Source organism: Streptomyces sp. NPDC047043 (genome assembly GCF_040644055.1).
Classification (GTDB): domain Bacteria; phylum Actinomycetota; class Actinomycetes; order Streptomycetales; family Streptomycetaceae; genus Streptomyces.
Genome location: NZ_JBEYVO010000029.1, coordinates 36,879 through 62,898 on the forward strand (window position 1 = coordinate 36,879; position 26,020 = coordinate 62,898).

At 71.5% G+C, this 26,020-nt stretch carries 24 protein-coding genes; 19 read left to right on the forward strand and 5 right to left on the reverse strand.

What is annotated here, in order from left to right; genetic code table 11:
• Nucleotides 1-92 precede the first annotated feature (92 nt).
• Nucleotides 93-2,246 (forward strand): SpoIIE family protein phosphatase, encoded by a 2,154-nt coding sequence (locus ABZ880_RS37685; RefSeq protein WP_361273113.1) that lies wholly within the window; start codon nt 93-95, stop codon nt 2,244-2,246.
• A 96-nt stretch (nt 2,247-2,342) separates the two neighbouring features.
• Here the strand turns inward: ABZ880_RS37685 and ABZ880_RS37690 are convergent, their stop codons facing one another.
• A complete protein-coding gene (locus ABZ880_RS37690; protein ID WP_361272764.1) occupies nt 2,343-3,776 on the reverse strand; it encodes a S1 family peptidase in 1,434 nt (477 codons plus the stop codon).
• A 191-nt stretch (nt 3,777-3,967) separates the two neighbouring features.
• Here ABZ880_RS37690 and ABZ880_RS37695 point away from each other — a divergent pair, with 191 nt between their 5' ends.
• The 5 genes from ABZ880_RS37695 to ABZ880_RS37715 all read left to right on the forward strand — a co-directional run bounded on the left by ABZ880_RS37695 (nt 3,968) and on the right by ABZ880_RS37715 (nt 11,017).
• Nucleotides 3,968-4,381, forward strand: a complete 414-nt coding sequence (locus ABZ880_RS37695) for a PaaI family thioesterase (protein ID WP_361272767.1) — start codon at nt 3,968-3,970, stop codon at nt 4,379-4,381.
• Nucleotides 4,382-4,836: 455 nt separating this feature from the next.
• On the forward strand, nt 4,837-5,052 hold the full coding sequence (locus tag ABZ880_RS37700) for a type A2 lantipeptide (protein ID WP_361272770.1): 216 nt from the start codon (nt 4,837-4,839) through the stop codon (nt 5,050-5,052).
• 121 nt (nt 5,053-5,173) lie between these two features.
• Nucleotides 5,174-5,980, forward strand: a complete 807-nt coding sequence (locus tag ABZ880_RS37705) for an HlyD family efflux transporter periplasmic adaptor subunit (RefSeq protein WP_361272772.1) — start codon at nt 5,174-5,176, stop codon at nt 5,978-5,980.
• Nucleotides 5,977-8,199, forward strand: a complete 2,223-nt coding sequence (locus ABZ880_RS37710) for an NHLP family bacteriocin export ABC transporter peptidase/permease/ATPase subunit (RefSeq protein WP_361272775.1) — start codon at nt 5,977-5,979, stop codon at nt 8,197-8,199. The genes ABZ880_RS37705 and ABZ880_RS37710 overlap by 4 nt, the downstream gene beginning before the upstream one ends.
• 1 nt (nt 8,200) lies before the next feature.
• Complete coding sequence (locus tag ABZ880_RS37715; RefSeq protein ID WP_361272777.1) at nt 8,201-11,017, forward strand: NHLP bacteriocin export ABC transporter permease/ATPase subunit; 2,817 nt, start codon at nt 8,201-8,203, stop codon at nt 11,015-11,017.
• 1 nt (nt 11,018) lies between these two features.
• Here ABZ880_RS37715 and ABZ880_RS37720 read toward each other — a convergent pair whose 3' ends face one another.
• Together ABZ880_RS37720 and ABZ880_RS37725 are read right to left on the reverse strand one after the other, a co-directional pair.
• A complete protein-coding gene (locus tag ABZ880_RS37720) occupies nt 11,019-11,546 on the reverse strand; it encodes an SRPBCC family protein (protein ID WP_361272779.1) in 528 nt (175 codons plus the stop codon).
• A gap of 6 nt (nt 11,547-11,552) precedes the next feature.
• Nucleotides 11,553-11,897: a metalloregulator ArsR/SmtB family transcription factor gene (locus tag ABZ880_RS37725; protein ID WP_361272782.1), complete on the reverse strand. Its 345-nt coding sequence runs from the start codon at nt 11,895-11,897 to the stop codon at nt 11,553-11,555.
• 176 nt (nt 11,898-12,073) lie between these two features.
• Between ABZ880_RS37725 and ABZ880_RS37730 the strand changes: the two genes are divergently transcribed.
• The 8 genes from ABZ880_RS37730 (at nt 12,074) to ABZ880_RS37765 (ending at nt 17,912) form a co-directional block, all read left to right on the forward strand.
• A complete protein-coding gene (locus ABZ880_RS37730) occupies nt 12,074-13,576 on the forward strand; it encodes an MFS transporter (RefSeq protein WP_361272785.1) in 1,503 nt (500 codons plus the stop codon).
• A 108-nt stretch (nt 13,577-13,684) separates the two neighbouring features.
• On the forward strand, nt 13,685-14,179 hold the full coding sequence (locus ABZ880_RS37735; RefSeq protein ID WP_361272787.1) for an isoprenylcysteine carboxylmethyltransferase family protein: 495 nt from the start codon (nt 13,685-13,687) through the stop codon (nt 14,177-14,179).
• Nucleotides 14,180-14,216: 37 nt separating this feature from the next.
• Entirely contained in the window at nt 14,217-15,224 is a 1,008-nt protein-coding gene (locus ABZ880_RS37740) for a Ppx/GppA family phosphatase (RefSeq protein ID WP_361272790.1), read from the forward strand.
• Between the two features lie 18 nt (nt 15,225-15,242).
• Nucleotides 15,243-15,425 (forward strand): hypothetical protein, encoded by a 183-nt coding sequence (locus ABZ880_RS37745; protein WP_361272792.1) that lies wholly within the window; start codon nt 15,243-15,245, stop codon nt 15,423-15,425.
• Nucleotides 15,426-15,519: 94 nt separating this feature from the next.
• Nucleotides 15,520-16,533 carry an iron-containing redox enzyme family protein gene (locus ABZ880_RS37750; RefSeq protein WP_361272795.1) on the forward strand — a complete coding sequence of 338 codons (1,014 nt, stop codon included), beginning with the start codon at nt 15,520-15,522 and terminating at the stop codon, nt 16,531-16,533.
• A gap of 21 nt (nt 16,534-16,554) precedes the next feature.
• Nucleotides 16,555-17,208, forward strand: a complete 654-nt coding sequence (locus ABZ880_RS37755) for a HemK2/MTQ2 family protein methyltransferase (RefSeq protein WP_361272798.1) — start codon at nt 16,555-16,557, stop codon at nt 17,206-17,208.
• Entirely contained in the window at nt 17,189-17,398 is a 210-nt protein-coding gene (locus ABZ880_RS37760; protein WP_361272800.1) for a CDGSH iron-sulfur domain-containing protein, read from the forward strand. The genes ABZ880_RS37755 and ABZ880_RS37760 overlap by 20 nt, the downstream gene beginning before the upstream one ends.
• 136 nt (nt 17,399-17,534) lie before the next feature.
• The gene (locus tag ABZ880_RS37765; protein ID WP_361272802.1) at nt 17,535-17,912 is read left to right on the forward strand and encodes an STAS domain-containing protein; all 378 of its coding nucleotides are present in this window, start codon (nt 17,535-17,537) and stop codon (nt 17,910-17,912) included.
• 138 nt (nt 17,913-18,050) lie between these two features.
• Here ABZ880_RS37765 and ABZ880_RS37770 read toward each other — a convergent pair whose 3' ends face one another.
• Complete coding sequence (locus ABZ880_RS37770; RefSeq protein ID WP_361272804.1) at nt 18,051-18,485, reverse strand: protease inhibitor; 435 nt, start codon at nt 18,483-18,485, stop codon at nt 18,051-18,053.
• Between the two features lie 325 nt (nt 18,486-18,810).
• Here ABZ880_RS37770 and ABZ880_RS37775 point away from each other — a divergent pair, with 325 nt between their 5' ends.
• From ABZ880_RS37775 to ABZ880_RS37795, 5 genes are all read left to right on the forward strand, one after another.
• Entirely contained in the window at nt 18,811-19,362 is a 552-nt protein-coding gene (locus ABZ880_RS37775) for a hypothetical protein (protein WP_361272807.1), read from the forward strand.
• 197 nt (nt 19,363-19,559) lie between these two features.
• Nucleotides 19,560-21,161, forward strand: a complete 1,602-nt coding sequence (locus ABZ880_RS37780; RefSeq protein WP_361272809.1) for a cytosine permease — start codon at nt 19,560-19,562, stop codon at nt 21,159-21,161.
• Entirely contained in the window at nt 21,158-21,853 is a 696-nt protein-coding gene (locus tag ABZ880_RS37785) for an alpha/beta fold hydrolase (protein WP_361272812.1), read from the forward strand. Before ABZ880_RS37780 ends, ABZ880_RS37785 begins: the two co-directional genes overlap by 4 nt.
• A gap of 73 nt (nt 21,854-21,926) precedes the next feature.
• The gene (locus ABZ880_RS37790) at nt 21,927-23,090 is read left to right on the forward strand and encodes a lactate 2-monooxygenase (RefSeq protein WP_361272814.1); all 1,164 of its coding nucleotides are present in this window, start codon (nt 21,927-21,929) and stop codon (nt 23,088-23,090) included.
• Between the two features lie 2 nt (nt 23,091-23,092).
• Nucleotides 23,093-24,073 (forward strand): NAD(P)-dependent oxidoreductase, encoded by a 981-nt coding sequence (locus tag ABZ880_RS37795; protein ID WP_361272817.1) that lies wholly within the window; start codon nt 23,093-23,095, stop codon nt 24,071-24,073.
• A 31-nt stretch (nt 24,074-24,104) separates the two neighbouring features.
• On the opposite strand, the gene ABZ880_RS37800 is transcribed toward ABZ880_RS37795, so the two are convergent.
• On the reverse strand, nt 24,105-25,712 hold the full coding sequence (locus ABZ880_RS37800) for an RICIN domain-containing protein (protein WP_361272819.1): 1,608 nt from the start codon (nt 25,710-25,712) through the stop codon (nt 24,105-24,107).
• Between the last annotated feature and the right edge of the window lie 308 nt (nt 25,713-26,020).

Sequence of the window (26,020 nt, forward strand, 5' to 3'; positions counted from 1 at the left end):
TCGGCACCCTCCCGGTCACCGCTCGCCGTGCGGGAGCGAGCGCCAAGGGGCAGATTTGGTCCTTAGGACACCTCGCCCGGCCGTGCGAGGAGGTGGTCGGCGTGTCCGACGGGCATACGTCCGCACAGGCGCCGGCGGCCGCGAGGACGCGGGTGGGGCGCCCCCTGCTGTCCCTGGCGCTGGCCTCCATGATGGACGAGGTCCAGGCGCACTCCGGCGCGGTGTATCTGCTGGCGCCCGGCGAACGCGTACTGGAGATGGCCGTGATGGCGGGGCTGCCCCGGGCCTTCGCCGCGCCCTGGGAGCGGGTGGGGCTGAGCGCGCCGATCCCGGTCGCCGAGGCGGTGCGGGAGCGGCAGCTGGTGTGGGTGGGCGGCGAGGAGGACATGGCGGCCCGCTATCCGCGGATCGCCGTGGTGCTGCCGTATCCCTTCGCGCTGGCCGCGGTGCCGGTGGCGACCGCCTCGACGGCGTACGGCGCGGTCTTCGTGACCTGGCCCGGATCCCATCCGCCGGAGCTGTCCGACCGGGAGCGGGAGCATCTCACCGCGGCCTGCGACCGGCTTGCGCTGCGGCTGGAGCGCGCCCTCGAGGAGAGCCGTCCGCTGCTCCCGGAGCCCGATCTGCTCGCGGCACCGACGATGGGCGGGGTGGCCGGCACACTCGGCACGGTGGAGGCGGCGCGGATGGTGGCGCGGCTGCCGTACGGGCTGTGCTCGCTGGATCTGCACGGCCGGATCAGCTTCGCCAACGCGGCCGCGGCCGAACTGATCGGCGCCCCGGTCAACAAGCTGCTCGGCACCCAGCTGTGGGCGTCGGTGCCGTGGCTCAACGACCCGGTGTACGAGGACCGTTACCGGGCCGCGCTGCTCAGTCAGCAGACGACGTCGTTCGTGGCGCTGCGCCCGCCCGGCGACTGGCTGTCGTTCCGGCTGTATCCGAGCACGACCGGGCTGAGCGTCCGGGTGACCAGGGCGCGGGCGGTGGCGGAGATGCACCGGGCCGCGCCGCAGTCCCACGACGCCCCGTCCCGTCTGGTCACCATCTCGCAGGTGCTGACGCTGGCCGGTGCGCTGACCGAGGCGGTGGGGGTGCAGGACGTGGTGCAGCTGGTCGCGGACGAGATCGCCCCGGCCGTGGGCAGCCAGGCGCTGGTCGTGCTCGGGTCGCGGGCGGGGCGGCTGCACGTGCTGGGGCACCGCGGTTATCCGGACGCGCAAGTGGTGGAGCGGTTCGACGGGCTGCCGCTGGCCGAACCGACCCCCGGCACACACGCCCTGAACACCGGGGTGCCGGCGTTCTTCGACTCCCGGCAGGAGCTGGAGCGGCTCTATCCGTCGCGGCTCGCCACCCCGGACGGCTTCGCGGCCTGGGCCTATCTGCCGCTGATCGCCTCCGGGCGGCCGGTGGGCACCTGTGTGCTCGCCTACGCCGAACCGCATCCGTTCCCGGCGGACGAGCGGGCGGTGCTGACCAGCCTCGGCGGGCTGATCGCGCAGGCTCTGGAGCGGGCCCTGCTCTACGACGCCAAGCACCGGCTGGCGCACGGTCTGCAGGAGGCCCTGCTGCCGCACTCACTGGCGCCGCTGCCCGGCATCGACGTGGCCTCCCGCTATCTGCCCGCCACACAGGGCATGGACATCGGCGGCGACTTCTACGACCTGGTGCCGTTGCAGGGCGTGGCGGCGGCGGTGATCGGGGACGTACAGGGCCACAACGTGACCGCGGCCGGGCTGATGGGACAGCTCCGCACGGCCGTGCGCGCGTACACGACCGTCGGACAGCCGCCCGAGGAGGTCATGCGCAGCACCAACCGGCTGCTGATCGACCTGGGCGCCGACCTGTTCGCCAGCTGTCTGTATCTGCGGCTGGATCCGGCACGCGGGCGGGCCGTGATGGCCCGGGCGGGGCACCCGCCGCCGCTGCTGCGCCGCCCCGACGGAAAGGTGCGGGTGCTCGACCTGGCCGGCGGTCCGCTGCTGGGCATCGACGGCTCGGCCGTCTACCCGACGACGGAGGTCGACCTCGCGCCGGGTTCGGTACTCGCCCTGTACACCGACGGGTTGATCGAGTCCCCCGGCGTCGACATCGAGGACGCGCTCGCCGACCTCGGACAACGGCTCACGGAAGCCGGGGAGCTGCCCCTGGACGAGCTCGCCGACCATCTCGTACGGCACAGCCCGGCCGCCCGGGAACGCCTGGACGACGTGGCGTTGCTGCTGCTCAGGGCGCATGCAGACGGGTGAGCGTCAGGCGCGTACGGCCCCGGACACGACACGGTCCGGCCCTCCCGCCGGAGGGCCGGACCGTCCACTGTCGACCGGAACCGCTGGTTGGGCCGATCAGTGGGTCTCGGTGAGCGAACCGTCGTCCGCGCCGTTGCCCGCCTGGTCGCCCGTGCCCGCTCCGGACTGGTCGTCGCCGACACCGGCGCCGGACTGGTCACCGGCACCGCTCTGGTCGCCGGCCGTCGCGGACGGGTCGGCGGTGCCGGCCTCGTCGCCGCCGCCCACCGCGTCACCGCCGGCCTGGTCGCCGGCGCCGGCACCGTCGGTCGCCGAGGCCGACGGGTCGACCGCGCCGCCCTCGTCACCCGCGCCCGCACCCGCGTCGCCCGCACCCGCGCCCGCGTCGCCGAGCGTCGCGCCCGTGGCCTGCAGGGCCGTGGTCACCGGCTGGAAGAAGGTCTCGCCGCCGCTGGTGCAGTCGCCGCTGCCGCCGGAGGTGAGGCCGACCGCGCCGCCGTCCTGCGTGAACAGCGAACCGCCACTGTCGCCGGCCTCCGCGCAGACGTTGGTCTGGATGAGCCCGGTGACGGTGTCGACGCCGTTGGGGTCGGTCTCGCTCTGGAAGTTGACCGTGGCGTCCAGGCCGGTGACCTGGCCGTCGTGCAGACCGGTGGTGCTGCCCATCCGGAAGACCTGCTCGCCGACCGTGGCCTCCGCGGCCTGGGTGATCTGCACGGTCTGGCCGTCGCCGGTGTTGACTTCGCTCGGGGCCTGCGTGGCGGGGTCGTCATACTTCACCAGCGAGAAGTCGCCGTCGCCGGGGAAGGTGGCCTGGTCGACGGTGGCGATCGGCTGCCCCGTCTCGGAGTCGGACCACTGCTTGGCGGCCACACCGCAGTGACCGGCGGTCAGGAAGGCCGGGGAGCCGTCGCTGGCGGTGACGTTGAAGCCGAGGGAGCAGCGGACCGTGCCGCCCTCCGCCTGGGCGAAGATGGCGTCGCCGCCCGACACGAAGGTCTTGAAGGTGCCGGAGGACTTCTTCACCGTCGCCATGTTCGAGCCGAGGCTGTCGACCGTCGACGTCAGTTGGTCCCAGTTGGCGCCGGTGACCGTGGAGTCGGCCGTCACCTGGAGCTTGTTCGTCTTGGGGTCGATGGCCCAGGCCGTGCCCGGGATGGTCGCCTTGGCGGCCAGGGTCTTCGCGCCCGCCTTCAGGCTGGCCAGGCTGTTGGCGACCTCGCGGACCTTCGCGCCCGCCTTCTTCGCCTGCACGATGACGTTGTTGTTGTCGCCGGATATGACGTTGACGACCAGCTGCTGGCTGTCGGAGTCGTAGTAGGAACCGGCGAAGGCCTGGCCGAGCAGGTCCTGGAGCTGCGCGGCGAGATCCGAGGCGTCGGTCGCCTTCAGGGTCTTGGGGGCGGCGTCGGTCGACGAGCCGTCCTGCGAAGCGTTGGCGTTCGGCAGCAGGATTGCGGCTGCGCCGAGCGCCACGACGCTGCCCGCCGCGATAGCGGCCTTGCGCTTCGGAATTCGCTTGTGACTCAAACTTCTCGACCTCCTGGGGGGACCGGAGTCTGTGCCGCCGTTCGGCAGCTGTTCTGTTCTGGGCGCCTGGATGGCTGTTGGTACGCACGGGCCGCACGGTGCGTTCAATTCCGTTTGCCAACTCGCTTTGCCAGATGGCGAATCGGCCATGACCCGCGTCTGACGAACCGCGGCGGGGAACAATCACCCATATGACGATGACCACCGCCGAAGCCGACAAGATCCTCTCCGCCAACTTCGCCCCTTGGGTCCTCGAACTGGGCCTGCGCGTCGAGGCGGTGGGCGACGACCGCGCGACGCTGCGTCTTCCCTGGTCGGACCGGCTCTCCCGGGAGGGCGGCGCCCTGTCCGGGCAGGCGCTGATGGCCGCCGCCGACACGGCCACCGTGATCGCGGTATCGGCGGCGCGCGGCGGCTACGGGCCCATGACGACGGTTCAGCAGTCCACGTCGTTCCAGCGCGCGGTGACCGGTTCGGATGTCCTGATCGAAGCGGTGCTCACCAAGCTGGGCCGCCGTATGGCATTTGCGGACATCACGATGACCGACGCCGATTCGGGCGAAATCGCCGCACGCGCCGGCACGGTCTACGCACTTCTGGGCTGACACGGTCCGCAGTCGGTCAGCAACGGTCCGTTCTGAACTCCGGCTTGAATCCCGGCTCCAGAGAATCTGCACATTGAATACGCAACGAAGTCACCGCGCGCGGAGGTTCTGCACAGGCTCGCCGCCGCCATCACGACATTGGTGCGGGAGTGTCGGATTCGCCGAGCGATCAGCAAGCCATCGGACGAGCCGATGCCGTGACGCATGTGAAGAACTCGCCATCGAGCCGTGCGCAAGCCTGCACGGATGGGTACCCCTGGGGCTCAAGTTGCCTGGTGAGACGGTTGGTTGATTGGAAGCGCGTACCTGCCGCGTGCTTTGATCCATCGCACCGCAGGGGCCGTGAAGGGTTCCTGGAAACAGGCGCCCGGCGCCTGCGGCCGCGGCCGTCGCTCTGTCCCCAGAGGGGAAGCCGCTCCCCCTTGTGAAATACCCATACGAAGGGAAGTTCCATCATGAACTCCACCCCCCGTGTTGAGACCGTTGAGATCTCGGACGCTGAGCTCGACAACGTCTCCGGCGGCCTGTCGGTCAACGCTGTCAACACCGTCACCGGTGCGCTGGACGGCGTTGCCCCCGTTTCCGGCCTCGTCGACACCGGCGTCAGCCTGGTCGAGGGTGTCACCGGCCTGAACACCGCCCCGGTCACGAACCTGGTCGCCGGTCTCTGATCGCACCTTTTGTGATCGTTGAGTCCCGGAGCCGCTTCCTGGCTCCGGGGCCTTCGGTTGTCGTAAACCAGCCGGCTCGCGCGAGCCGGTCCTCTCTCGTTTTCAGGTGAGGGAAAGTTCCGTGCAGTTCCGCCAACAGGCCCTCGCCAAGCTCCAGTCGCCGGAGGAGCTCGACCTTCCGGTGCGCTTCGCCCGCCCCCAGGGCTGGCTCGTGCTGTCCGTGACGGTGGTCGCGATGGCAGCCGCCTCCGTGTGGGCGGTGACCGGCTCGGTGACCTCCACGGTCTCCGCGCCCGCCATCCTCACGCACGGTGAGGGCAGTTACATCCTGCAGAGCCCGGTCGCGGGCCAGGTCACCGCGGTGCTGGCCGAGCAGGGCCAGCGGCTGCCGGCCAACTCCCCGGTCCTGAAGGTCCGTACGACCCAGGGCGACACCGTGGTCCGCACCGTCGCCGCGGGCCGGATCACCGGACTCGCCGCCACCATCGGGCAGATCATCCAGACCGGCGCGAACGTCGCGGCCGTGGAGAAGGTCGCCAAGGCCTCCGACCCGCTGTACGCCACCGTCTACGTCCCCGCCGAGAACGCGGCCTCCATCCCCGCCGACGCCACCGTGGACCTGACCGTCTCGTCGGTGCCGACCCAGACGTACGGCGTGCTGCGCGGCCATGTGAAGTCGGTGGACCGCTCGGCGCAGTCGGCCCAGGAGATCGCCGCGTTCCTCGGGGACAGCCAGCTGGGCGAGCAGTTCTCCAAGAAGGGCCGCCCGGTGGCCGTACTGGTGAAGCTGGACAAGTCGTCGGGCACGAAGAGCGGCTACAAGTGGTCGTCCAAGGACGGGCCGCCGTTCGCTCTCACCTCCATGACCCTGGCCTCGGGTTCGATCCGGCTGGCCGATCAGCGTCCCGTCGATTGGCTGCTGCCGTGAGCACCGCACAGGAGACGCGGAGCAGGCGCCGCGCCGCTCCGCCCAAGCGCCCCGTCCCCAAGGGCAGGGCGAAGACCGTCCGCACCCCGACCGTCCTGCAGATGGAGGCCGTCGAGTGCGGCGCCGCCTCGCTCGCGATGGTGCTGGGCCACTACGGCAAGCACGTCCCGCTGGAGGAGCTGCGCATCGCCTGCGGCGTCTCCCGCGACGGCTCGCGCGCCAGCAACCTGCTGAAGGCGGCGCGCAGTTACGGCCTCACGGCCAAGGGCATGCAGATGGACACGGCCGCCCTGGCGGAGGTGAAGACGCCGGCCGTCCTGTTCTGGGAGTTCAACCACTACGTCGTCTACGACGGCATGGGGCGCCGCTTCGGCCGCCGCGGCGTGTACATCAACGACCCCGGCAAGGGCCGCCGCTTCGTGCCGATGGAGGACTTCGACGGCAGCTTCACCGGTGTCGTGCTGGTGATGGAGCCCGGCGACGGTTTCACCAAGGGCGGTCGCCGGCCCGGGATCCTGGGCGCGATGCCGGCCCGGCTGCGCGGCACCGCGGGCACCATGCCCGCCGCGGTGCTGGCGAGCCTGCTGCTGGTCGCGGTCGGCGCGGCGGTGCCCGCGCTCAGCCGGACGTACATCGACGAGTTCCTGATCGGCGGGCAGACCTCGCTGCTCGCCGTGCTGTTCGCGTCGATGGGCGCGTGCGTGCTGCTCACGGTCCTGCTGACCTGGCTGCAGCAGGCGAACCTGCTGCGCGGGCGCATCATCTCCTCCACCCTCTCCAGTGCCCGCTTCCTACGGCATCTGCTGCGGCTGCCGGTGACGTTCTTCGCCCAGCGCAGCCCGGCCGACCTGGTGCAGCGCCTCCAGTCGAACGACGCCGTGGCCGAGACCCTCGCCCGCGATCTCGCGGCGGCTGGCGTGGACACCGTGGTCGTCGTCCTCTACGCCGTCCTGCTCTACACCTACGACCCGCAGCTCACGTTCGTCGGCATCGGCGTCGCGCTGCTGAACATCGTCGCCATGCGTGTGGTCATCCGGCTGCGCGCCACCCGGACGGCGAAGCTGCGCGCCGACAGCGCCCGCCTCACCAACACGGCCTACACCGGCCTGCAGTTGATCGAGACGATGAAGGCGACCGGCGGCGAGGACGGCTACTTCCGCAAGTGGGCCGGACAGCACGCCACCACCCTGGAGGAGCAGCAGCGCCTCGGTGTGCCGAGCGCCTGGCTGGGCGTGGTCGCGCCGACACTCGCCTCGCTGAACAGCGCGGTGATCCTGTGGATCGGCGGCATGCGCGCGGTCGAGGGCGGCATCTCGGTGGGCCTGCTGGTCGCCTTCCAGTCCCTGGTCACCCGCTTCACCGCACCCATCACCCGCCTCAACGGCGTCGCGGGCCGCATCCAGGACTTCGCCGCCGACGTGGCCCGCCTCAAGGACGTCGAGAACTTCCAGGCCGACCCGCTCTACGGCCGCCCCGGCGCTGGCGACTCCACGCGTCGCCTGCACGGCCACGTCGAACTGCAGAACATCACCTTCGGCTACAACCCGCTCGACAAGCCGCTGCTCACCGGGTTCGACCTGACCGTCGGCCCCGGCCAGCAGGTGGCGTTGGTCGGCGGCTCCGGCAGCGGCAAGTCGACGGTCTCCCGTCTGATCTCGGGCCTGTACACGCCCTGGGAGGGCGTGATCCGCATCGACGACCAGCGCCTGGACGACATCCCGCGCGGCGCCCTCGCCGCCTCGGTCTCCTTCGTCGACCAGGAGGTCTTCCTCTTCGAGGGCTCGGTGCGCGACAACGTGGCGCTGTGGGACCCGTCGATCCCGGACGACGCCGTGGTCGACGCGCTGCGGGACGCGGCGCTGTACGACGTCGTGATGCGCCGCCCCGGTGGCATCCAGAGCAAGGTCGAGCAGGACGGCCGTAACTTCTCCGGCGGGCAGCGCCAACGCCTGGAGATCGCACGGGCGTTGGTGCGCAGGCCCAGCATCCTCGTCCTGGACGAGGTGACGAGCGCGCTGGACGCGGAGACCGAGCAGGTCGTGATGGACAACCTCCGCAGGCGCGGCTGTGCCTGCGTGGTGATCGCGCACCGGCTCAGCACCGTGCGCGACAGCGACGAGATCGTCGTACTGCAACACGGCACGATCGTGGAACGCGGGCGGCACGAGGACCTGGTGACGCGCGGCGGCGCGTACGCGGCGCTGGTCAGGGAGCGATGAGATGACGACCGCACACGAAGGCGACCTCGTTCTCGGCGCCCTCGGCTCCATGGGCACCTACGTCGACTGCTCGGGCCTGACCCGGCTCGACCTGGAGGGCCCGCAGGTGCTGTGGCTGGTCGCGGCCGGCAGCCTGGACCTGTTCGCGGTGGACGCCGCACAGCAGGGCCACTGGCACCACCTCGGCCGGCTGGAGGCGGGCACGCTGATCCTCGGACCCGTCCCCGGCCCCCAACACACGCTGGTGGCCCGCCCGTTGCGCGACTGCGTCGTGCACCGCATCGGCCTGCGCGAGCTGTACCAGACCGCCGACACCCAGACCTGGTCCTACGACGAGTACGGCAACGCGCAGTACGTCCCGCCGACGACGAGCCCCCTGGAGTACGCCCTCGCTCTCGGCGTCGGCCGCAGCATGTCCATCCTCTTCCAGGCGCCGATGGCGACCGAGCGGTCCGCCGAGGTCACCGACGACGATGTCTTCTGGATGCAGGTGCCGCCGGGCAGCGTGCAGTACGGCTCGCTCTACGGCGCCGAGGCGGCCGCCGACCTGCTGATGGACCCGGCGGTCTGGCAGAGCATGGTCGACCAGCAGTACCGGCTGCTGACCACGCTGGACCGCTGGATCGAGCAGCTGGAGCGCACCCACGAGACGCGAACCGCCGCGGGTATCAAGGCGGGTGAGGCGGTCCGTGCCCAGGCCGACCGCACGCTGCTGGCCTCCATCGGCAAGTCCTCCTCGAAGAGCACCACGGCCGCCGACGCGGACGCCTCGTACGCCGCGTGCAGGCTGGTCGCCGAGGCGGCCGGGATCACGCTGGCGGAGCCCGCGCAGAGCGGCACCGAGAGCGACCGTCTCGACCCGGTGGAGCTGGTGGCCATCGCCTCCCGCGTCCGCACCCGGGCCGTACGCCTCGACGGCCGCTGGTGGCGGGACAACATCGGCCCCCTGGTCGGCCACCGGGCTCTGTCGGGTGCGCCGGTCGCGCTGCTGTGGCGGCGGGGCGGATATGTGGCCGTGCATCCGGCGACCGGGCGCGAGACGCCGATCGAGAAGGCCAACGCGGAGGAGTTCGAGCCGCGCGCGGTGATGTTCTACCGACCGCTGCCCGAACGGACGTTGAGCCCGCTGCGGCTGCTGCGGTTCAGCATGCAGGGAACCGGCGGCGATCTCAGCAGCCTGCTGATCAGCGGCCTGGTGACGGTCGCGATCGGTGCGCTCGTGCCCATCGCGACCGGCAAGGTGCTGGGTGAGTTCGTCCCGAAGGCGCAGACGGGGCTGATCGCCCAGGTCTGTCTGGCCGTGATGCTCACCAGCATCGTGGCGGCGGCCTTCATGCTGCTGGAGAACCTCACCATCCTCCGGCTGGAGGGCCGGATCGAAGCCACGCTCCAACCGGCCGTCTGGGACCGGCTGTTGAGGCTTCCGACCAAGTTCTTCACCGAGCGCTCCACCGGCGAACTCGCCAGCGCGGCCATGGGCATCAGCTCGATTCGCCGGCTGATGGCCGGAGTCGGGCCCGTCGTCGCCCAGTCGGTGACCGTCGGCGCGATGAACCTGGGCCTGCTCTTCTGGTACAGCCCCTCGATGGCTCTCGCGGCCATCGGCATGCTCGTCGTCATCGCAGGTGCCTTCCTGGCGCTCGGGCTGTGGCAGGTGCGCTGGCAGCGCAAGCTGGTCGTGCTCAACAACAAGCTGAACAACCAGGCCTTCCAGACCCTGCGCGGCCTGCCGAAGCTCAGGGTGGCGGCGGCCGAGAACTACGCGTACGCGGCCTGGGCCTCGGAGTTCGCGCGCAGCCGGGAACTGCAGCAGAAGGTCGGCCGCATCAAGAACCTCACGACCGTCATGGGTGCGGTGTACCTGCCCCTGTGCACGCTCCTGATGTTCATGCTCCTTGCGGGCCCGGCGCGCGGGGTGATGTCGGCGGCCGCGTTCCTCACCTTCAACACCTCGGTGACGATGCTGCTGACCTCGGTCACCTCGCTGACCGGCGCGTTCGTGTCGGCTGTCGCGGCGCTGCCGCTGTTCGAGGAGATCAAGCCGGTGCTGGAGGCCACGCCGGAGGTACGCACGGCGAGCACCCGGCCGGGCCCGCTGTCCGGTGCGATCGAGGCCCGGCGGCTGTCCTTCCGGTACTCGGAGGACGGTCCCCTGGTCCTGGACGACGTGTCGTTCGACATCCGCCCGGGCGAGTTCGTGGCGATCGTCGGCCCCAGCGGCTGCGGCAAGTCCACGCTGCTCAGGCTGCTGATCGGCTTCGACAAGGCGGTCTCGGGCAGCGTCCTGTACGACGGCCAGGACCTGGCCGCCCTCGACCAGTCGGCCGTACGCCGCCAGTGCGGTGTCGTGCTGCAGCACGCGCAGCCGTTCACCGGCTCCATCCTGGACGTCATCTGCGGCACCGAGCCGTACACCCCGGAGGAGGCGATGGCGGCCGCCGAGATGGCAGGGCTCGCCGAGGACATCAAGCGGATGCCCATGGGCCTGCACACGATCGTCCAGGGCAGCGGTGCCGTCTCCGGCGGCCAGCGTCAACGCCTCATGATCGCCCAGGCGTTGATCCGCCGGCCGCGGATCCTCTTCTTCGACGAGGCGACCAGCGCCCTCGACAACGAGACACAGCGCACGGTGATCGAGTCCACCAAGGCCCTCAACGCCACCCGCATCGTCATCGCCCACCGCCTCTCGACGGTCCTGGACGCCGACCGCGTCATCGTCATGGAGGACGGCAAGGTCGCCCAGCAGGGCCCGCCCGCACAGCTGCTCGCGGACACGAACGGGCGGCTGCACGAGCTGGTGCGTCGGCAGATGGCGTGACTCAGTCCATGCCGGGGACGGGCGCCCCGGAGGGGATCCCGGCGTCGATGTACGCCTGGTAGATCTCCTTCCAGGGCGCCTCGGCACCGGCGTGCGGCCCCTCGAAGCCCTCCCCTCGGGCCTTCGCGTCGAGGGCGGCCAGGCAGACCTCCCAGCCGGCGCCGTTGCGGGCCGCGGTGTTCTGCTCCTCGAGGACATTGGTGAGGGTGAAGCGGGTCCGCTTCTCGTCGAGCGCCTCGAGATCGAAGTGGAGCTCGTCGCCGCCCCAGCTGAAGGACAGGTGCCGCGGCTCGTCGACGGCGATCACCCGTCCCGTCGACTCCGGCATGTTCGGATCGCCGCTGAAGACGATCGCACCGCCGGGCCGCAGGTCGATCTCGGCGCGGGAGGGGAACCACTGGGCGAGTTCGTCGGCGTCGGTCACGAACTGCCACACGCGCTCGACGGGATGGTCGTAGGTACGGCTGAAGCGGACGGCCGGGCGACCGTCGTCCAGGGTCAGATAGGTGCCGGTGAGATCAGCGGCCATGGTGGATCAGTCCTTCGGGGCGGGTTCCTCGGGATCGTCCGGCGCCGTCTCGTCGAGGCGGCGGCCCAGCGCGTCCAGGCTGCGGTTCCACAGCCTGCGGTACGGGGCGAGCCAAGCGTCGAGCTCGGCGATCGGGGCCGGGTCGAGGGCGTAGACGCGGCGCTGCGCGTCCTGCCGGACCCGGACCAGACCCGCCTCCCGCAGCACCTTCAGATGCTTGGAGGTGCTCGGCTGACTCAGACCGCACGCCTGCACGATCTCCCCCACGGGCCGCGGCCGCTCCAGGAGCAGCGCGACGATGGCCCGCCGGTGCGGCTCGGCGAGAGCGGTCCAGAGCGCGGCGTCGGACATGGGTTCAATATGCCTCAGTGGTTATATTCCAGTCAAGGAATAAGAGACGGACACCACATCAAGCGAAACGTTGCCGTTTCGCTCACGGAGGGTCTAGTCTGCAGGTGTACGAAACCGTTTCGTTCCTGGTTTCGTCGTTCCACAGCCCCGAACGACTTCCCTGGAGTGGTTCTCGCATGTCACAGAAGACCCTCACCGACAGCACCTCCAAGGGTGCCGTCGAGGCAGCGCCCGCCGCCTCGTCGAAGCGATGGTGGATCCTCGCGGTCGTCGCCGTCGCGCAGCTGATGGTGGTCCTGGACGCCACCATCGTGAACATCGCCCTGCCCTCGGCCCAGGCCGACCTCGGCTTCTCCGACGGCAACCGGCAGTGGATCGTCACGGCCTACGCGCTGGCCTTCGCGTCCCTGCTGCTGCTCGGCGGCCGGATAGCCGACCTCTTCGGCCGCAAGACGGCCTTCCTCGTCGGTGTCGTCGGCTTCGCCGGCGTCTCCGCACTCGGCGGTGCCGCGAACGGATTCGGCATGCTGGTCACCGCGCGCGCCCTGCAGGGTGCCTTCGGCGCGCTGCTCGCACCGGCCGCGCTGTCGCTGCTGAACACGACGTTCACCGACGCCAAGGAACGCGCCAAGGCGTTCAGCGTCTACGGCGCCATCGCCGGTGCCGGCGGTGCGGTGGGCCTGCTGCTCGGCGGCGTGCTGACCGACGCGTTCGACTGGCGCTGGACGCTGTACGTCAACGTCGCCATCGCCTTCGTCGCCTTCGCGGGCGGCTGGCTCCTGCTGACGAACCACCGCGACGCCGAGAACTCCAAGCTGGACGTGCCGGGCACGCTGCTCGTCGCCGCCGGTCTGTTCTCCCTCGTCTACGGCTTCTCCAACGCCGAGACGCACGACTGGAATTCGGCCCTGACCTGGGGCTTCCTGATCGCGGGCGGCGTGCTCCTGGCGGCCTTCGCCTGGTGGCAGACCAAGGCCGCGCACCCGCTGCTGCCGCTGCGCATCCTGCTGGACCGCAACCGGGCGGCCTCCTTCCTGGCCGTGCTGATCTCCGGCGGCGGCATGTTCGGCGTGTTCCTCTTCCTCACCTACTACCTGCAGCTCAACCTCGGCTTCAGCCCCACCAAGACCGGTGTGGCCTTCCTGCCGATGGTCGGTGCGCTGATGGTGGCGGCACAGGTCGGCACCACGGTCCTGGTGCCGAGGATCGGGCCGAAGGTCGTCGTCCCGCTGGGCTTCGCGATCTCCGCGGCCGGCATGGCCTGGCTGACCGGGATCGGCGTCGGCTCCAGCTACGCGAGCGCGGTGCTGCCGCAGCTGATCGTGACCGGTGTCGGCCTCGGCCTCGTGATGCCGGCGGCCATGCAGCTGGCCACCGGCGGGGTGGCGGCCGAGGACGCGGGCGTCGCCTCCGCCACGGTCAACGCCATGCAGCAGGTGGGCGGTTCGATCGGTACGGCGCTGTTGAACACCCTCGCCGCGAGCGCCGCGACCGACTACCTGGCCGGCAAGGACGCCAGGAACAAGCTGGTCCAGGCGCAGGCGACGATCGAGAGCTACACCACCGCCTTCTGGTGGTCGGCGGGCCTGTTCGCCGCGGGCGCGGTGATCGCCTTCCTGCTCTTCCGCCGCGGGGTGCCGGAGCAGGACCCGGAGGCCGCACCGGTCGTCCACATGTGATCGCCGCGAGTCCTACGCGTGTGATCATTCCGGCCTGAGCCGCACCTGGTCCGAGGGGCCGCCGTCCGCAGGGAGACGGCGGCCCCTCTGCGCTGCCATGGTGGCCGTATGCGCAAGGAGGCGGCGGCACTCGGCACCACGGTCTTCCTGCTCGTCGCGCCCGGCAGCGTGGTCGTCCTGCTGCCGTGGTGGCTGACCGGATGGCGGGCCGGGGACTGGTGGCCACCGTTGCGCGCGCTCGGTCTGGTCCCGCTGGCCGCCGGGGCCGTCGTCCTGCTGTCGGCCTATGTGCGGTTCGTGGTCGAGGGGCTGGGCACCCCGGCGCCGGTCGCGCCGCCCGAACACCTGGTGGTGGGCGGGCTCTACCGGTATGTGCGCAACCCGATGTACGTCGCCGTGGTCGCGGCGATCGCGGGTCAGGGCCTGCTGCTCGCCCGGCCGGTCCTGTTCGGGTACGCCGCCTGCGCCGGGTCGGCGATGTGGGCCTTCGCGAAGTGGTACGAGGAGCCCGCGCTGACCCGCCGGTTCGGTGCCGACTACACCCGTTACCGGCAGGCGGTGCCGGGCTGGTGGCCGCGGCTGAGGCCCTGGCGCGGCGGCTGAGGGGTCGATGTGCCCGGAAGTGGGTACCCACGGGCCCATGCGAATCAGCGTGGTGGATGTGGGGTCGAACACGGTCCGGCTCGTGGTGGCGGACGCGGAGGACGGGGTGCCGCTGCCGGTCCACACGGCCAAGTGGCGGCTGCGGCTGTCCGAGCACGTGAAGCCGGGCTGCAACATTCCCGAGGAGGACGTCGACCGGCTCGTCGATGCGGTCGCCGAGGCGAGCCGGACCGCGACGCGGTGGGGGGCGGCCGGTCCGCTGGCCTTCGCCACCGCCGTGGTGCGCGGGGCCCCGAACCGTCTCGAGGTGCTGCGCGCGGTCCGGACCCGGACCGGGGTGGCCCTGTGCACGCTGCCCGGTGAGGTCGAGGCCGAGCTCACCTTCCTCGGGGCGCGGCGCTGGATGGGCTGGCGCTCGGGACCGCTCGCCCTGATGGACATCGGCGGCGGCTCGCTCGAAGTGGCCTTCGGGCGCGGCCGGTTGCCGGACTTCGTCGCCTCGCTGCCGCTCGGTGCGGCACGGCTGACCCATGAGTTCCTCCAGGGCGTGGACCCGCCCGCGACGGACCAGATGCGGGCGCTGCGGCGGAAGGTCCGACACCAACTGCGGGACGTCGCCGCCCGGATCCGCTGGGAGGGACCGCGTACGGCGGTGGTCACCTCGCGCACGTTCCAGCAGCTGGGGCGGTTGTGCGGGGCGGCAGCCGGTCGCCACGGCCCGTTCGTGCAGCGGCAGTTGGAACGCTGCGATCTGCGCGCGGCGATCGACCGCCTGGCCGCCCTGCCGGCCGCCGAACGCGCCCGGCTGCCCGGTATCTCCGCGCCGCGCGCCGAGCAGAGCCTGGCCGGCGCGGTCGTCGCCCACACCGCGATGAAGCTGACCGGCCTGAAGGCGGTCACGATCTGCCCGTGGGCGATCCGCGAAGGCGTCCTGCTGCGCCACATCGAGGACGGCGCGTCCTGGTGGGCGGAGGTCAACCGCCTCAACGAAGCCCCCTCGGCCCCGGATCCGGTGCCGCTGCACATCGCGACCGCGACGAACTGAACGGAGGAAGGAGCCCCCGTGTCCGACGACAGGAAGCACGCCGAGGAAGAGCCGCGAACCGCCCTGGACGAAGTCCTGCGCGAGATCGAGGACGCCGAGCGCCGCCCCGGGGACCCGGCCGGCGAACGGCGGCGCAAGGGCGAGGCCGCCGACGCGATCACCCCGAACACGCGCGCCCAGGAGGAGTCCGAGGGCGAGTGACCCCCGCGGGGCCCCGGCCGGGCGGCGAGCAGGCGGCGGACCTGGGAAAACCGCCCGGGGGGGTGACCCAGCGCCGCCCGGGTACCCGGCACCCATGACGCACGACCACGAGGGCCCGCGGCTCCCCTCCCCGCGGGGCCCGATCTCGGCCGCCGTGAAGGGCCGCCTCCTCGGTGCCGGCCCGCTTCCGCGTCCCGAGGTCGTCGCGGGCGCGGACGCGTACGGAGACGATCTCCAGCTCGCCCTGTACCTCTGCTACGAGCTGCACTACCGCGGTTTCGCGGGCGTGGCCGCGGACCACGAGTGGGACCCGGACCTGCTGCGCACCCGGGCGGCGCTGGAGCACCGCTTCCTGATCGCGCTGCGGGCGGACACCCCGGTCCACGACACCGTCGACGACGCGCTCGCCGAACTGCTCGTGGAGCCCGTCGGCGGCACCGGCGTCACCCATTTCCTGTGCGCCGAGGGCGAGTTGTGGCAGCTGCGCGAGTACGCCGCCCAGCGCTCGCTCTACCACCTCAAGGAGGCCGACCCGCACGCCTGGGTGCTGCCGCGGCTCGCCGGCCGGGCCAAGGCGGCCATGGCGGCGGTGGAGTTCGACGAGTACGGCGGCGGCCGCCCCGATCGGCTGCACGCGCGCCTGTTCGCGGACCTGATGACGGACCTCGGCCTGGACACGACGTACGGCCGCTACCTGGACGCGGCGACCGCCGAGGTGCTCGCCACCGTCAACCTGATGTCCCTCTTCGGCCTGCACCGCGCTCTGCGGGGCGCCCTGGTCGGCCACTTCGCCGCGGTCGAGATCACCTCCTCGCCCGGCTCCCGGCGGCTCGCCGAGGCGATGCGCCGCACCGGGGCGGGGCCGGCCGCCGAGCACTTCTACGACGAGCACGTCGAGGCCGACGCCGTACACGAACAGGTCGTACGCCACGATGTCATCGGCGGTCTGCTGGCCGAGCAGCCGCACCTGGCCCCCGACGTCGTGTTCGGCATCGACGCCACCGGCCACCTCGAGGACCGCCTCGCCGCCCGTCTGCTGAGCGCCTGGCAAGCGGGCCGATCGTCACTCAGGACGCCCGTTCTTTCTGAAATCTCCCATATTTCCTGAACGCCCGGGTACTTGAGGCGGGTGAACCCTCTGGCCCCACCTGGTGTGTACGCCCCGCAGGAGGACACCGACCTGCTGACCGGAGCCCTGTCCGAGGAGCCGCTCACCCCGGGTGCGCGCGTCCTCGACGTGGGCACCGGATCCGGCGTGCTGGCACTCGAGGCCGCCCGGCGCGGTACGCATGTGACGGCGGTGGACGTGTCGTGGCGCGCGGTGTGCGCGGCACGCGCGAACGCCCGGCTGGCCGGACTGCCGCTGCGGATCCGGCAGGGGAACCTGTTCGCGCCGGTGCGCGGCCAGCGCTTCGACCTGATCCTCTCCAACCCGCCCTACGTGCCGACGCCGGACGGCGGCGCCCGGCCGTCCGGGGCGGCCCGGGCCTGGGACGCGGGCGGGGACGGCCGGTTGGTCCTCGACCGCATCTGCCGCGAGGCCCCTGCCCTGCTGCGCCCCGGCGGTGTCCTGCTGATGGTCCACTCCGCGCTCAGCGGGCCCGACCGGACACTCGGCCATCTGCACTCGGCCGGACTGATGGCGGCCGTGACACGGCGGCGCCGGATCGCGTTCGGTCCGGTGCTGCGGGAGCGCGCGGGCTGGCTGCGGGAGCGGGGCCTGCTGGCCTCCACCGACGACAAGGAAGAGCTGGTGATCGTCCGTGCCGAAGTCCCCGTCTGACGAACCCCGGCGGATCAAGGTGCAGCGCCGGGGCCCGCTGCTCGTGGAGGGCCCCGTGGAGGTGGAGCTGGAGGACGGCACCACGGTCGCCTCCGACCGCTTCCGCGTCGCTCTGTGCACCTGTCGCCGCAGTCGCCGATTCCCCTGGTGCGACACGAGTCACCGCGACCGCGCTTGCGGTCCAGCATGAACGAAAGTCAAGGCTTGGACCCGTAATTCACCAGGTCGGGTGAATCAGATCTTGTGCGCGGCGCGTCGGGGATGTTCCCCGGCGCGCCGGGGTAACTACCGAGATCGAATGCGCCCCTTGCCGAGGTGGAGCGGACATGACGCCGGATGCGGAGGACCTCGCAACGCAGCCACCCGCGGCGAACCCTCACGCCCGCACCCGGGCCGACGGCGGGTTCACCGTGGTCGAGGTCGCGGGCGAGATCGACCTGGCCACCGTGGGGTTCCTCCTGGAGCACCTGGACGCGGCGACCGCGCCGGCGCGGCCGGACGTGCTGGTCGATCTGCGGTCGGTCGAGTTCTTCGACTGCTCCGGCCTGCGTGCCCTGTGCCGGGCCGAGGCGCGGGCCAGGGAGCGCGGCGGGCGGCTTCGGATCGTCTCCGTCGGGCCGCCCATCCGCCGGTTGTTGACCGGCGCGGGGCTGCTGAACCGCTTTCCGCCCCTCCCCGGGCTTCCCGGGGAGGGGCGGCAGTGATGCCAGGGGTCGGCGGGCGGCCCCACTCCGCCCTGCCGACCCCTGGTGCGAGATCGCCGGGTACCCCGCGACAGGGGCTCGCACTCCCCATCTGCGGGCCTCACCAGATGCGCACGGGGACCGCGCGATCCCGGTCCCTCAGAACGTGAAGACGCTCATCCCGTAGGAGTTCTTCACGCACTCGTTGCCGAAGGTCCGCTCGTAGGAGACGCGCTTGCCCTGCCAGACGCCGTCGACCGTGACGACGACGGGGTCGTACTCCTTGGTGCACGAGACGTCGTCTCTCGCCGTCAGCGCCTCCAAGTCGCCGCCGGCGCCCCGCAGTTCCGCACAGGCCAGGGCGGCCGCCGGGTGCGTGCCGGAGGCCGTCGGAGCGCAGCTGAGGGTGACCGCGCGTTGCGGGGTCGCGACGGCGGCGCTGTCGCCGCGGCCGAGGGTGAGCACCAGGGCCGAGGGGGCGTAGAGGGAGGCGGGGGCGCCCGCCGGTCCGGCCAGGGCGGCCCCGGTCAGGGGTCCGCAGACGGCGGTGGCCGTGAGGGCGAGGGTGGTTGCCCAGCGCGCGGTGTTCCGCATTGTGTGCATCCTTCCGCAAGGAATCGAGGGTGTACCGGACCGTGACGGGTTGGTGCCGGACCGGCGAGCGCGAGTCTGCCGAGTCCGCTGCGGAAACACACCTCGACCCCATGCGTTTCAGTAACCTTGCGTATTGAATCAGTGGCGTGAAGTTACGGAGTTCGAACGTCCGAACCCCGGAACTGAGCGGTTCTTGATCGCTCGAAGCAGCCAAGTGGCCGGTTCTCCCCGCCTCGTTAATAGGCCTGAAACATTCCGGTTGAGCTGTCGGCTGACTCCTCCGCACCCCCTTGTGTTCATGATGCAGGCGAGTAATCGTCATTACATGATTACGACAGAGCAACAAGAGAAGCTGCGCGGCTGGTTCTCGGGCCGGCTGCCCGACGACCTCTTCGAGGAACTGGTCGAACTCACGGTGGACCGCGAGGAGATCACCGTGATCGGCCGCATCCCCGAACCGCGGCTCGCCGAGGGCGCCTCGGACGCCGAGCGGGAGGCCGCGATACAGGGCCGGGTCCAGGAGTTCCGGGAGCGCACCCGGGAGGCACGGATCGAGGTGGCCCGCGAGGCCGAACACCGGTTCCGCCGGAAGGTCTCCTGGGGCGTGGTGTGCGGCGGCGAGCGCGCCCTGTACACGCATGTCGCCGCGCCCGTGATGACCCGGCTGCGCCAGCCCGAGCGCCAGGTCCTCGACACCCTCATCGCCGCCGGTGTGGCCCGCAGCCGCAGCGACGCCCTCGCCTGGTGCGTGCGCCTGGTCCAGCGCCACACCGACGACTGGCTCACCGAACTGCGGGAGTCCCTCGAACACGTCCAGCGGGTGCGGGCGCAGGGCCCGGACGCGGAGCCGGAGGATGCGCCGACGGACGAGGAGTGATGGAGGATTCGTACACCCAGGGCGCGAGATATGGATGAACCGTCCTCTGGTGCGGGTCTTGCATCGCGCCGTACCGTCGGCAGACCCGCAAGAGGACGGCATCCGGTCCGCCCGCACACCCCCGCGACGACGACCGGCCGTCGACACCGCCACCGCGCCACCCCGCGCTCCACCGCCCTGTCCCCGCTGGAGCCCCCTTGTCCTCGCAACCCCCGCAGTCCTCCCCCGCCACGCCGCCGCCGGCCCTGACCGAGGTCGAGGCGCACGGCGTCGAGCGGATTCCCGACGCCGACCGCACCGCCACCCCGCTCGACCTGTTCCGGCTCGCCTTCGGCGGCGCGAACACCTTCTCCACCTGCGTTCTGGGCGCCTTCCCGATCCTGTTCGGGCTCTCCTTCTGGCAGGGCCTCGCGGCCACGCTGCTCGGGGTGGTCGCAGGTGCGCTGATCCTGTGCCCGATGGCGGTGTTCGGCCCGGTCAACGGCACCAACAACGCGGTGTCCTCGTCCGCCCACCTCGGGGTGCACGGCCGTGTGGTCGGCTCGTTCCTGTCGCTGCTGACCGCGATCGCCTTCTTCTCCATCTCGGTGTGGAGCTCCGGCGACGCCCTGGTCGGCGGCGCGCACCGGCTCTTCGGCCTGGAACGCTCGAACCTCTCCTACGTCGTCGCGTACGCGCTGTTCGCCGGGCTGGTCCTCGCGGTGTGCGTGTACGGCTTCCGGTTCATGCTGTTCGTCAACAAGGTCGCGGTGACGTCGGCGACCGTGCTTTTCCTGCTCGGCGCGATCGCCTTCGGCGGCGACTTCGACCCGTCGTACGCCGGTGTCTTCACGGACTCCGCGGACGCGGCGACGCAGTCGCTGTTCTGGCCCTCCTTCATCGGCGCGGCGCTGATCGTGCTGTCGAACCCGGTGTCGTTCGGGGCGTTCCTGGGCGACTGGTCGCGCTACATCCCGGCGAGCACCCCGCGCCGCCGGGTGGTCGGCGCGGCGTTCCTGTCGCAGCTCGCGACGCTGCTGCCGTTCGTCTTCGGCCTGGCGACCGCGAGCATCATCGCCGCGAAGGCGCCCAAGTACGTCGATCCGGCGGCCCCCGACTTCGTGGGCGGGCTGCTTGCGATCTCGCCGACCTGGTACTTCCTGCCGGTGTGTCTGCTCGCGGTGATCGGCGGCATGTCGACGGGGACGACCTCGCTGTACGGCACCGGGCTCGACTTCTCATCCGTGTTCCCGCGGCTGTCGCGGGTGCAGGCCACGGTGCTGGTCGGGGTGCTGTCGATCGCGTTCATCTTCATCGGCCGGTTCGGGCTGGATCTGGTGCAGTCGATCTCGACGTTCGCCACCATGATCATCACGTGCACCACGCCGTGGATGGTCGTGATGATGCTGGGCTTCTTCACCCGGCGCGGCTGGTACGACCCGGACGCGCTGCAGGTCTTCAACCGCCGTCAGCGCGGCGGCCGTTACTGGTTCGCGCACGGCTGGAACTGGCGGGGCATGACCGCGTGGTGGGTGTCCGCGGTCGTCGGCGTGCTGTTCACCAACATCCCCGGCCAGTTCGTCGGCCCGCTGGGCGATCTGGCGAACGGCGTCGACATCAGCCTGCCGCTGTCGCTGGTCGTGGCCGCGGTGCTGTTCCTGACGCTGCTGCGGCTGTTCCCGGAGCCGCGCGCGGTCTACGGGCCCGAGGGTGCGCGCCTTGCCCGTACCGTCGAGGTGCCGGTGCCGCCGATCACGGGACCGGGCGCGGGAGTTGACGACGGGGCCTTGTCAGACCCGTCGGCTACGTTGCGGGCATGACTCATTTCGTGTTGGTCGCCGGTGCATGGCTGGGTGGTTGGGCGTGGGACGAGGTGGCCGCGGAGCTGCGTGCCGCCGGGGACGACGCCCATCCCCTGACCCTGTCCGGACTGGCCGAGAAGAGATCACTGCCCGCGGGACAGCAGACGCACGTCCAGGACATCGTCGACGAGGTGGAGCGCCTCGGCCTGCAGGACGTGGTGCTGGTCGGCCACAGCTACTCCGGCGTCCCGGTCGGCCAGGCGGCGGAGCGGCTCGGCGACCGGCTGAGAAGGGTCGTGTACGTCGACGCGAACGTGCCCTCCGACGGGGAGTCCTTCCTGTCCGGCTGGCCCAGCGACCACGTACGGCGCTCGATCGACGACCACGACGGGTTCTGGCCGCCCCTGGGCGCCGACGACTACGCGGGACAGGGCCTGACCGACGAGCAGATCGCCCGCATCGTGTCCGAAGGCACCCCGCACCCCGGGGCCACGCTCACCGAACCGGCCGTACTGAAGGGCTCACCGGGCGACGTGCCCGCCACCTACGTCAAGTGCCTGCTGGACGGGGATGCGCCGCCGCCCGCCGTGGCCGAGCTGCTCAAGGGCGAGTTGTGGCAGCTGGTGGAGCTGAACACCGGCCACTGGCCGATGTTCTCGCAGCCGCGCGAACTGGCCGGTGTCCTGCGCGAGTCGGTGGCCTCCCGCTGACTCCTCCTTGACCTACCCGCCGGTATGGTCGGCCTGCAGGGGCGTTCTCAGCGACGAGAGGCGGGGCGTGTCGATGGCCAAGCACTGGGCGGACTTCCAGTACGAGATCTATCTCAACGGGATGTCGGGGGCCGTACCGCGGCTGCCCACCGATCTGACCCGGCTGGAGGAGCTGACCGAGCAGCGTCTCGGCGCCGGACCGGTCGGCTATGTGGCGGGCAGCGCGGGCGACGGCAGCACGGCGCGCGCGAACCGTGCGGCGCTCGAGCGGCATCGGATCGTGCCGCGGATGCTGCGGGACGTGCACGAGCGGGACCTGTCGGTCGAGGTACTGGGCCGCGCGCTGCCCGCCCCGCTGGGGCTGGCGCCGGTCGGCGTGCTGTCGATCATGCACCCGGACGCCGAGTCCGCGGTCGCCCGGGCCGCCGCCGCGCAGGGCATGCCGTACGTCCTGTCCTCGGCCTCCAGCACGCCGATGGAGCAGGTCGCGGAGGCGATGGGGGACGCCGAGCGCTGGTTCCAGCTGTACTGGCCCAAGGACGTCGAGGTGGCCCGGAGTTTCCTGAACCGGGCGAAGGCGGCCGGGTTCACTGCGCTGGTCGTCACTTTGGACACACCGCTGCTGGCGTGGCGGCCGCGCGACCTCGACCAGGCCTATCTGCCGTTCCTGCACGGCGTGGGCACCGCCAACTACCTCTCCGACCCGGCCTTCCAGGCGGGCCTCGCCAAGCCGGCGGCCGAGGACCCGAACGCCGCAGTGATGCACTTTCTCGGCATGTTCGCGGACCCCGCCAAGACCTGGCCGGACCTGGCGTTCCTGCGGGAGAACTGGGACGGCCCGATCGTCCTGAAGGGCATCCAGCACCCGGACGACGCCCGCCTCGCCGCCGACGCCGGCATGGACGGCGTGGTCGTCTCCAACCACGGCGGCCGTCAGGTGGCCGGTTCCGTGGGCGCCGCCGACGCGCTTCCCCGGATCGCCGAGGCGGTCGGCGACCGGCTGACCGTGCTGTTCGACAGCGGCGTGCGCACCGGCGCCGACGTCTTCAAGGCGCTGGCACTCGGCGCGCAGGCGGTGCTCGTGGGGCGGCCGTACGTCTATGGGCTGGGCCTCGACGGACAGGCGGGCGTCGAGCACGTGATCCGATGCCTGCTGGCCGAGTTCGACCTGACCCTCGCCCTGTCCGGACACGCCACGCCCGCCACGATCGGCCCCGCCGACCTCATCGAGGACTGAGCATGACCACTGCCCCGAAGAACGTTCTCGCCGTCATCGCCCCGCACGTCGGCGGCCGCGCCGCAGGGGCCGGACTCGCCACGCTCTTCCCCGGCGAGGCGAACGTCACCGTCGTGGAGGCGGCCGACGAGAACCCGGACGCGCTGCGCGAGGCGCATGTGATCATCACCGCGCTCGCCCCGGTGACCGCCCAACACCTCGCCGCCGCCCCGGAGTTGAGGCTGGTGCAGTGCGCGAGCCATGGCTTCGAGTACGTCGACGTGGACGCGGCACGTGCCGGAGGGGTGCAGGTGGCGAACATCGGCTCCAGCGGCGCCGAGTCGCAGAACGTGGCCGAGCAGACCTTCGCGCTCATGCTCGCGCTCGCCAAGCAGCTGATCCCCGCGCACACCGCGCTCGTCGAGGCCGACTGGGCACTCCCCCGCCTCCAACGTTCCCTGACCGAGCTGTCCGGCAAGACGCTCGGCATCGTCGGACTCGGTCAGATCGGGCAGGAAGTCGCCCGCCGCGCGGCCGCGTTCGACATGAGCATCGTCTACGCCGGCCGCCGGCGGCTGCCCGAGGAGACGGAGGCCCGCTTCGGCGGCGCCCGGCACGTCCCGCTCGACGAACTGCTGCGCACCGCCGACTACGTCTCCCTGCACGCCCCGCTCACCGACGAGACCCGGCATCTGCTGAACGCCGAGCGGCTCGCGCTGCTCAAGCCGACGGCGTTCGTGATCAACACGGCGCGGGGCGCGATGATCGACCAGGACGCCCTCGCGGACGCGCTGGAGAAGGGCGCCCTGGCCGGGGCGGGCGTCGATGTCTTCGACCCCGAGCCGCCCACCCCGGCCCTGCGCCTGCTCAAGGCCCCGAACGTGGTGCTCTCGCCGCACGTCGGCGGGGTCACCCGCGAGACGCTGATCCGCATCGCGCTGGCCGCCGTGCAGAACGTGGCGGACTTCCTGGCGGGCGGGCAGCCTCGGGACGTCGTGAGCTGAACCAGGGCCGGTCCGGTGGACCGGCCCTGCCTCAGGTGGCCTGCTCCGACAACCGCACGGAACGGGCGGCCGGGGTCTGCGTCCCCGTGATCGACAGCGAGCCCGGGGTGGCCGATGCGGCCGGGTCGGCCAGCCAGCGCTGGGCCGCGGAGCGGTCGCGGACCTTGACGACGATGTCGGCGCCCGGCTCGTCGCCGGTGGTGGCGAGGGCGAGCTGCTCGTCCCAGCGGGGCAGCAACTCCCCCTGCACGGTGAGGTCGTAGCGCACGTCGTCGCCCCGCTTGGCCTTCTCCCCGGCGCACTTGCCGAGGACGACCACACCGGCGTCCACATGCGAGTCCAGGCACAGCTCGGAGTCCGCCTCGCTGCGCACCAGCCCGTCGCTCTCGTACGACCACTGCTGGGTCCGGGAGTTGGAGCACGCCGCGAGCTCGGTGCCGGCGCCGGCCTTCACCTCGCCCTTGATGTCGAGGCACAGGTCGGCGGCGGCGTTGCGCAGCCTCGACTGCCCGGGTGCGGTGGGGAGTTGGGCGGTGCCCGGCGAGGACTGGGAGCCGACGCCCGGTGTCGCGCCGTCACTCGCACTGTTCGAGGCGGCCGGGTCGACGCCGTCGTCCTGGGACCACAGGCCGGCGACGACGAACGTGGCGATCAGCCCGGCGGAGGCGACGCCCACCCCGGTCAGCAGCGCCCGCGAGTTCCGCGGCGCCCCCGGCGGCCGGCGGCCGGGCAGGGCGAGGCGGGGCAGGATGCGCGGGCGGCCGCCGCCGTGCCGGGAGGAGCTCCGGGTACGCGTCGGCCCACTCGTACGGCCCGGGCGGGATTCGAGGTAGCGGCGGGCGCCCCAGCCGAGCACCGCCTCGGCGAGGAGCATCCCCAACCCGCCCTCGAAATGGCTCAGTTGCTCGGCGGCGAAACGGCAGTAGCGGCACTGGGACAGATGCTGCTGGACATCCGGCAGCAGCGCCCCGCCCCGGCGAATCGGAACATCGAGGAGGCGGTTGTAGAACCGGCAATCCTTGGTCGGCGCGAGTTCCCGATGAGCATGTACACAACCCTCGCGGAATTTTTCACGCGCCTGTTCGAGTGCGGCCGACGCGGTGTCGGTATCCATGCCGAGCAGACCGGCGGGAACGGATATCGACTCCGCCTCGACCTCGGTGTGCCACAGCAAACACCGCGCAAGTCCGGGAAGGCCCTGGAATGAACGCTCGGCCAGCTTGCGATTTTCGGGCGTCATGGACTTCGTCGTACGCATACCGCGGCCGCCGGAGGGTTTCTCCAACTCCGGCAGAACACTCGATATTCGGTCCTCCGCGGACCACACCCGAACCGTCTCCCGGACGGCCACCAGGAGCCGGGGCCGCAGCGCGAGGGCCTGCTCGCCCAGCGCCAGCCGGTCGAGGACCTGGTGGAACGCGGCCGCCGTCACCATCGAGGCGACGTCGGCCGGGGAGGCGAGGCAAATGCCCGCGTAGTCGCGGGCCGGCTGCCAGTGCCGCGCCATGAGCAGCGCGACGGCATGAGCGATCTCGCCGTCGGGTCGGCCCCGGAGCCGGGCGGCGACGTTCTCGTCGGATTCTCCGGGAACCCCGCCGGGCGGCGGGTAAGGAGGACGAGGGGGGTGGGGGGTGGGCACTGAGCGGATTCCTTCCCACGCGCATGGCACAAATCAGGAGGGCGTGAATTCAGGTACGTCCATCGGACCCGGATCCCCATAGGGCGAACGACACCCGGCCATTACACCCCCCGCACGGGTAGTTCACCCTTGCACAACACACTCATGACCAACAAGGCACTTGGGCAACATCCGCCTCTTTGAAAGTTGGTCAGAAACGGCGGCAACTCGCCTCACCCGCAGGACCTTTCGCCATTCCATGCGCCCCGTGTGAAACAGGCGCACGCGCCGGAGCACCGCGCACGCTCCCGGCGTGCACCACCCCGTAG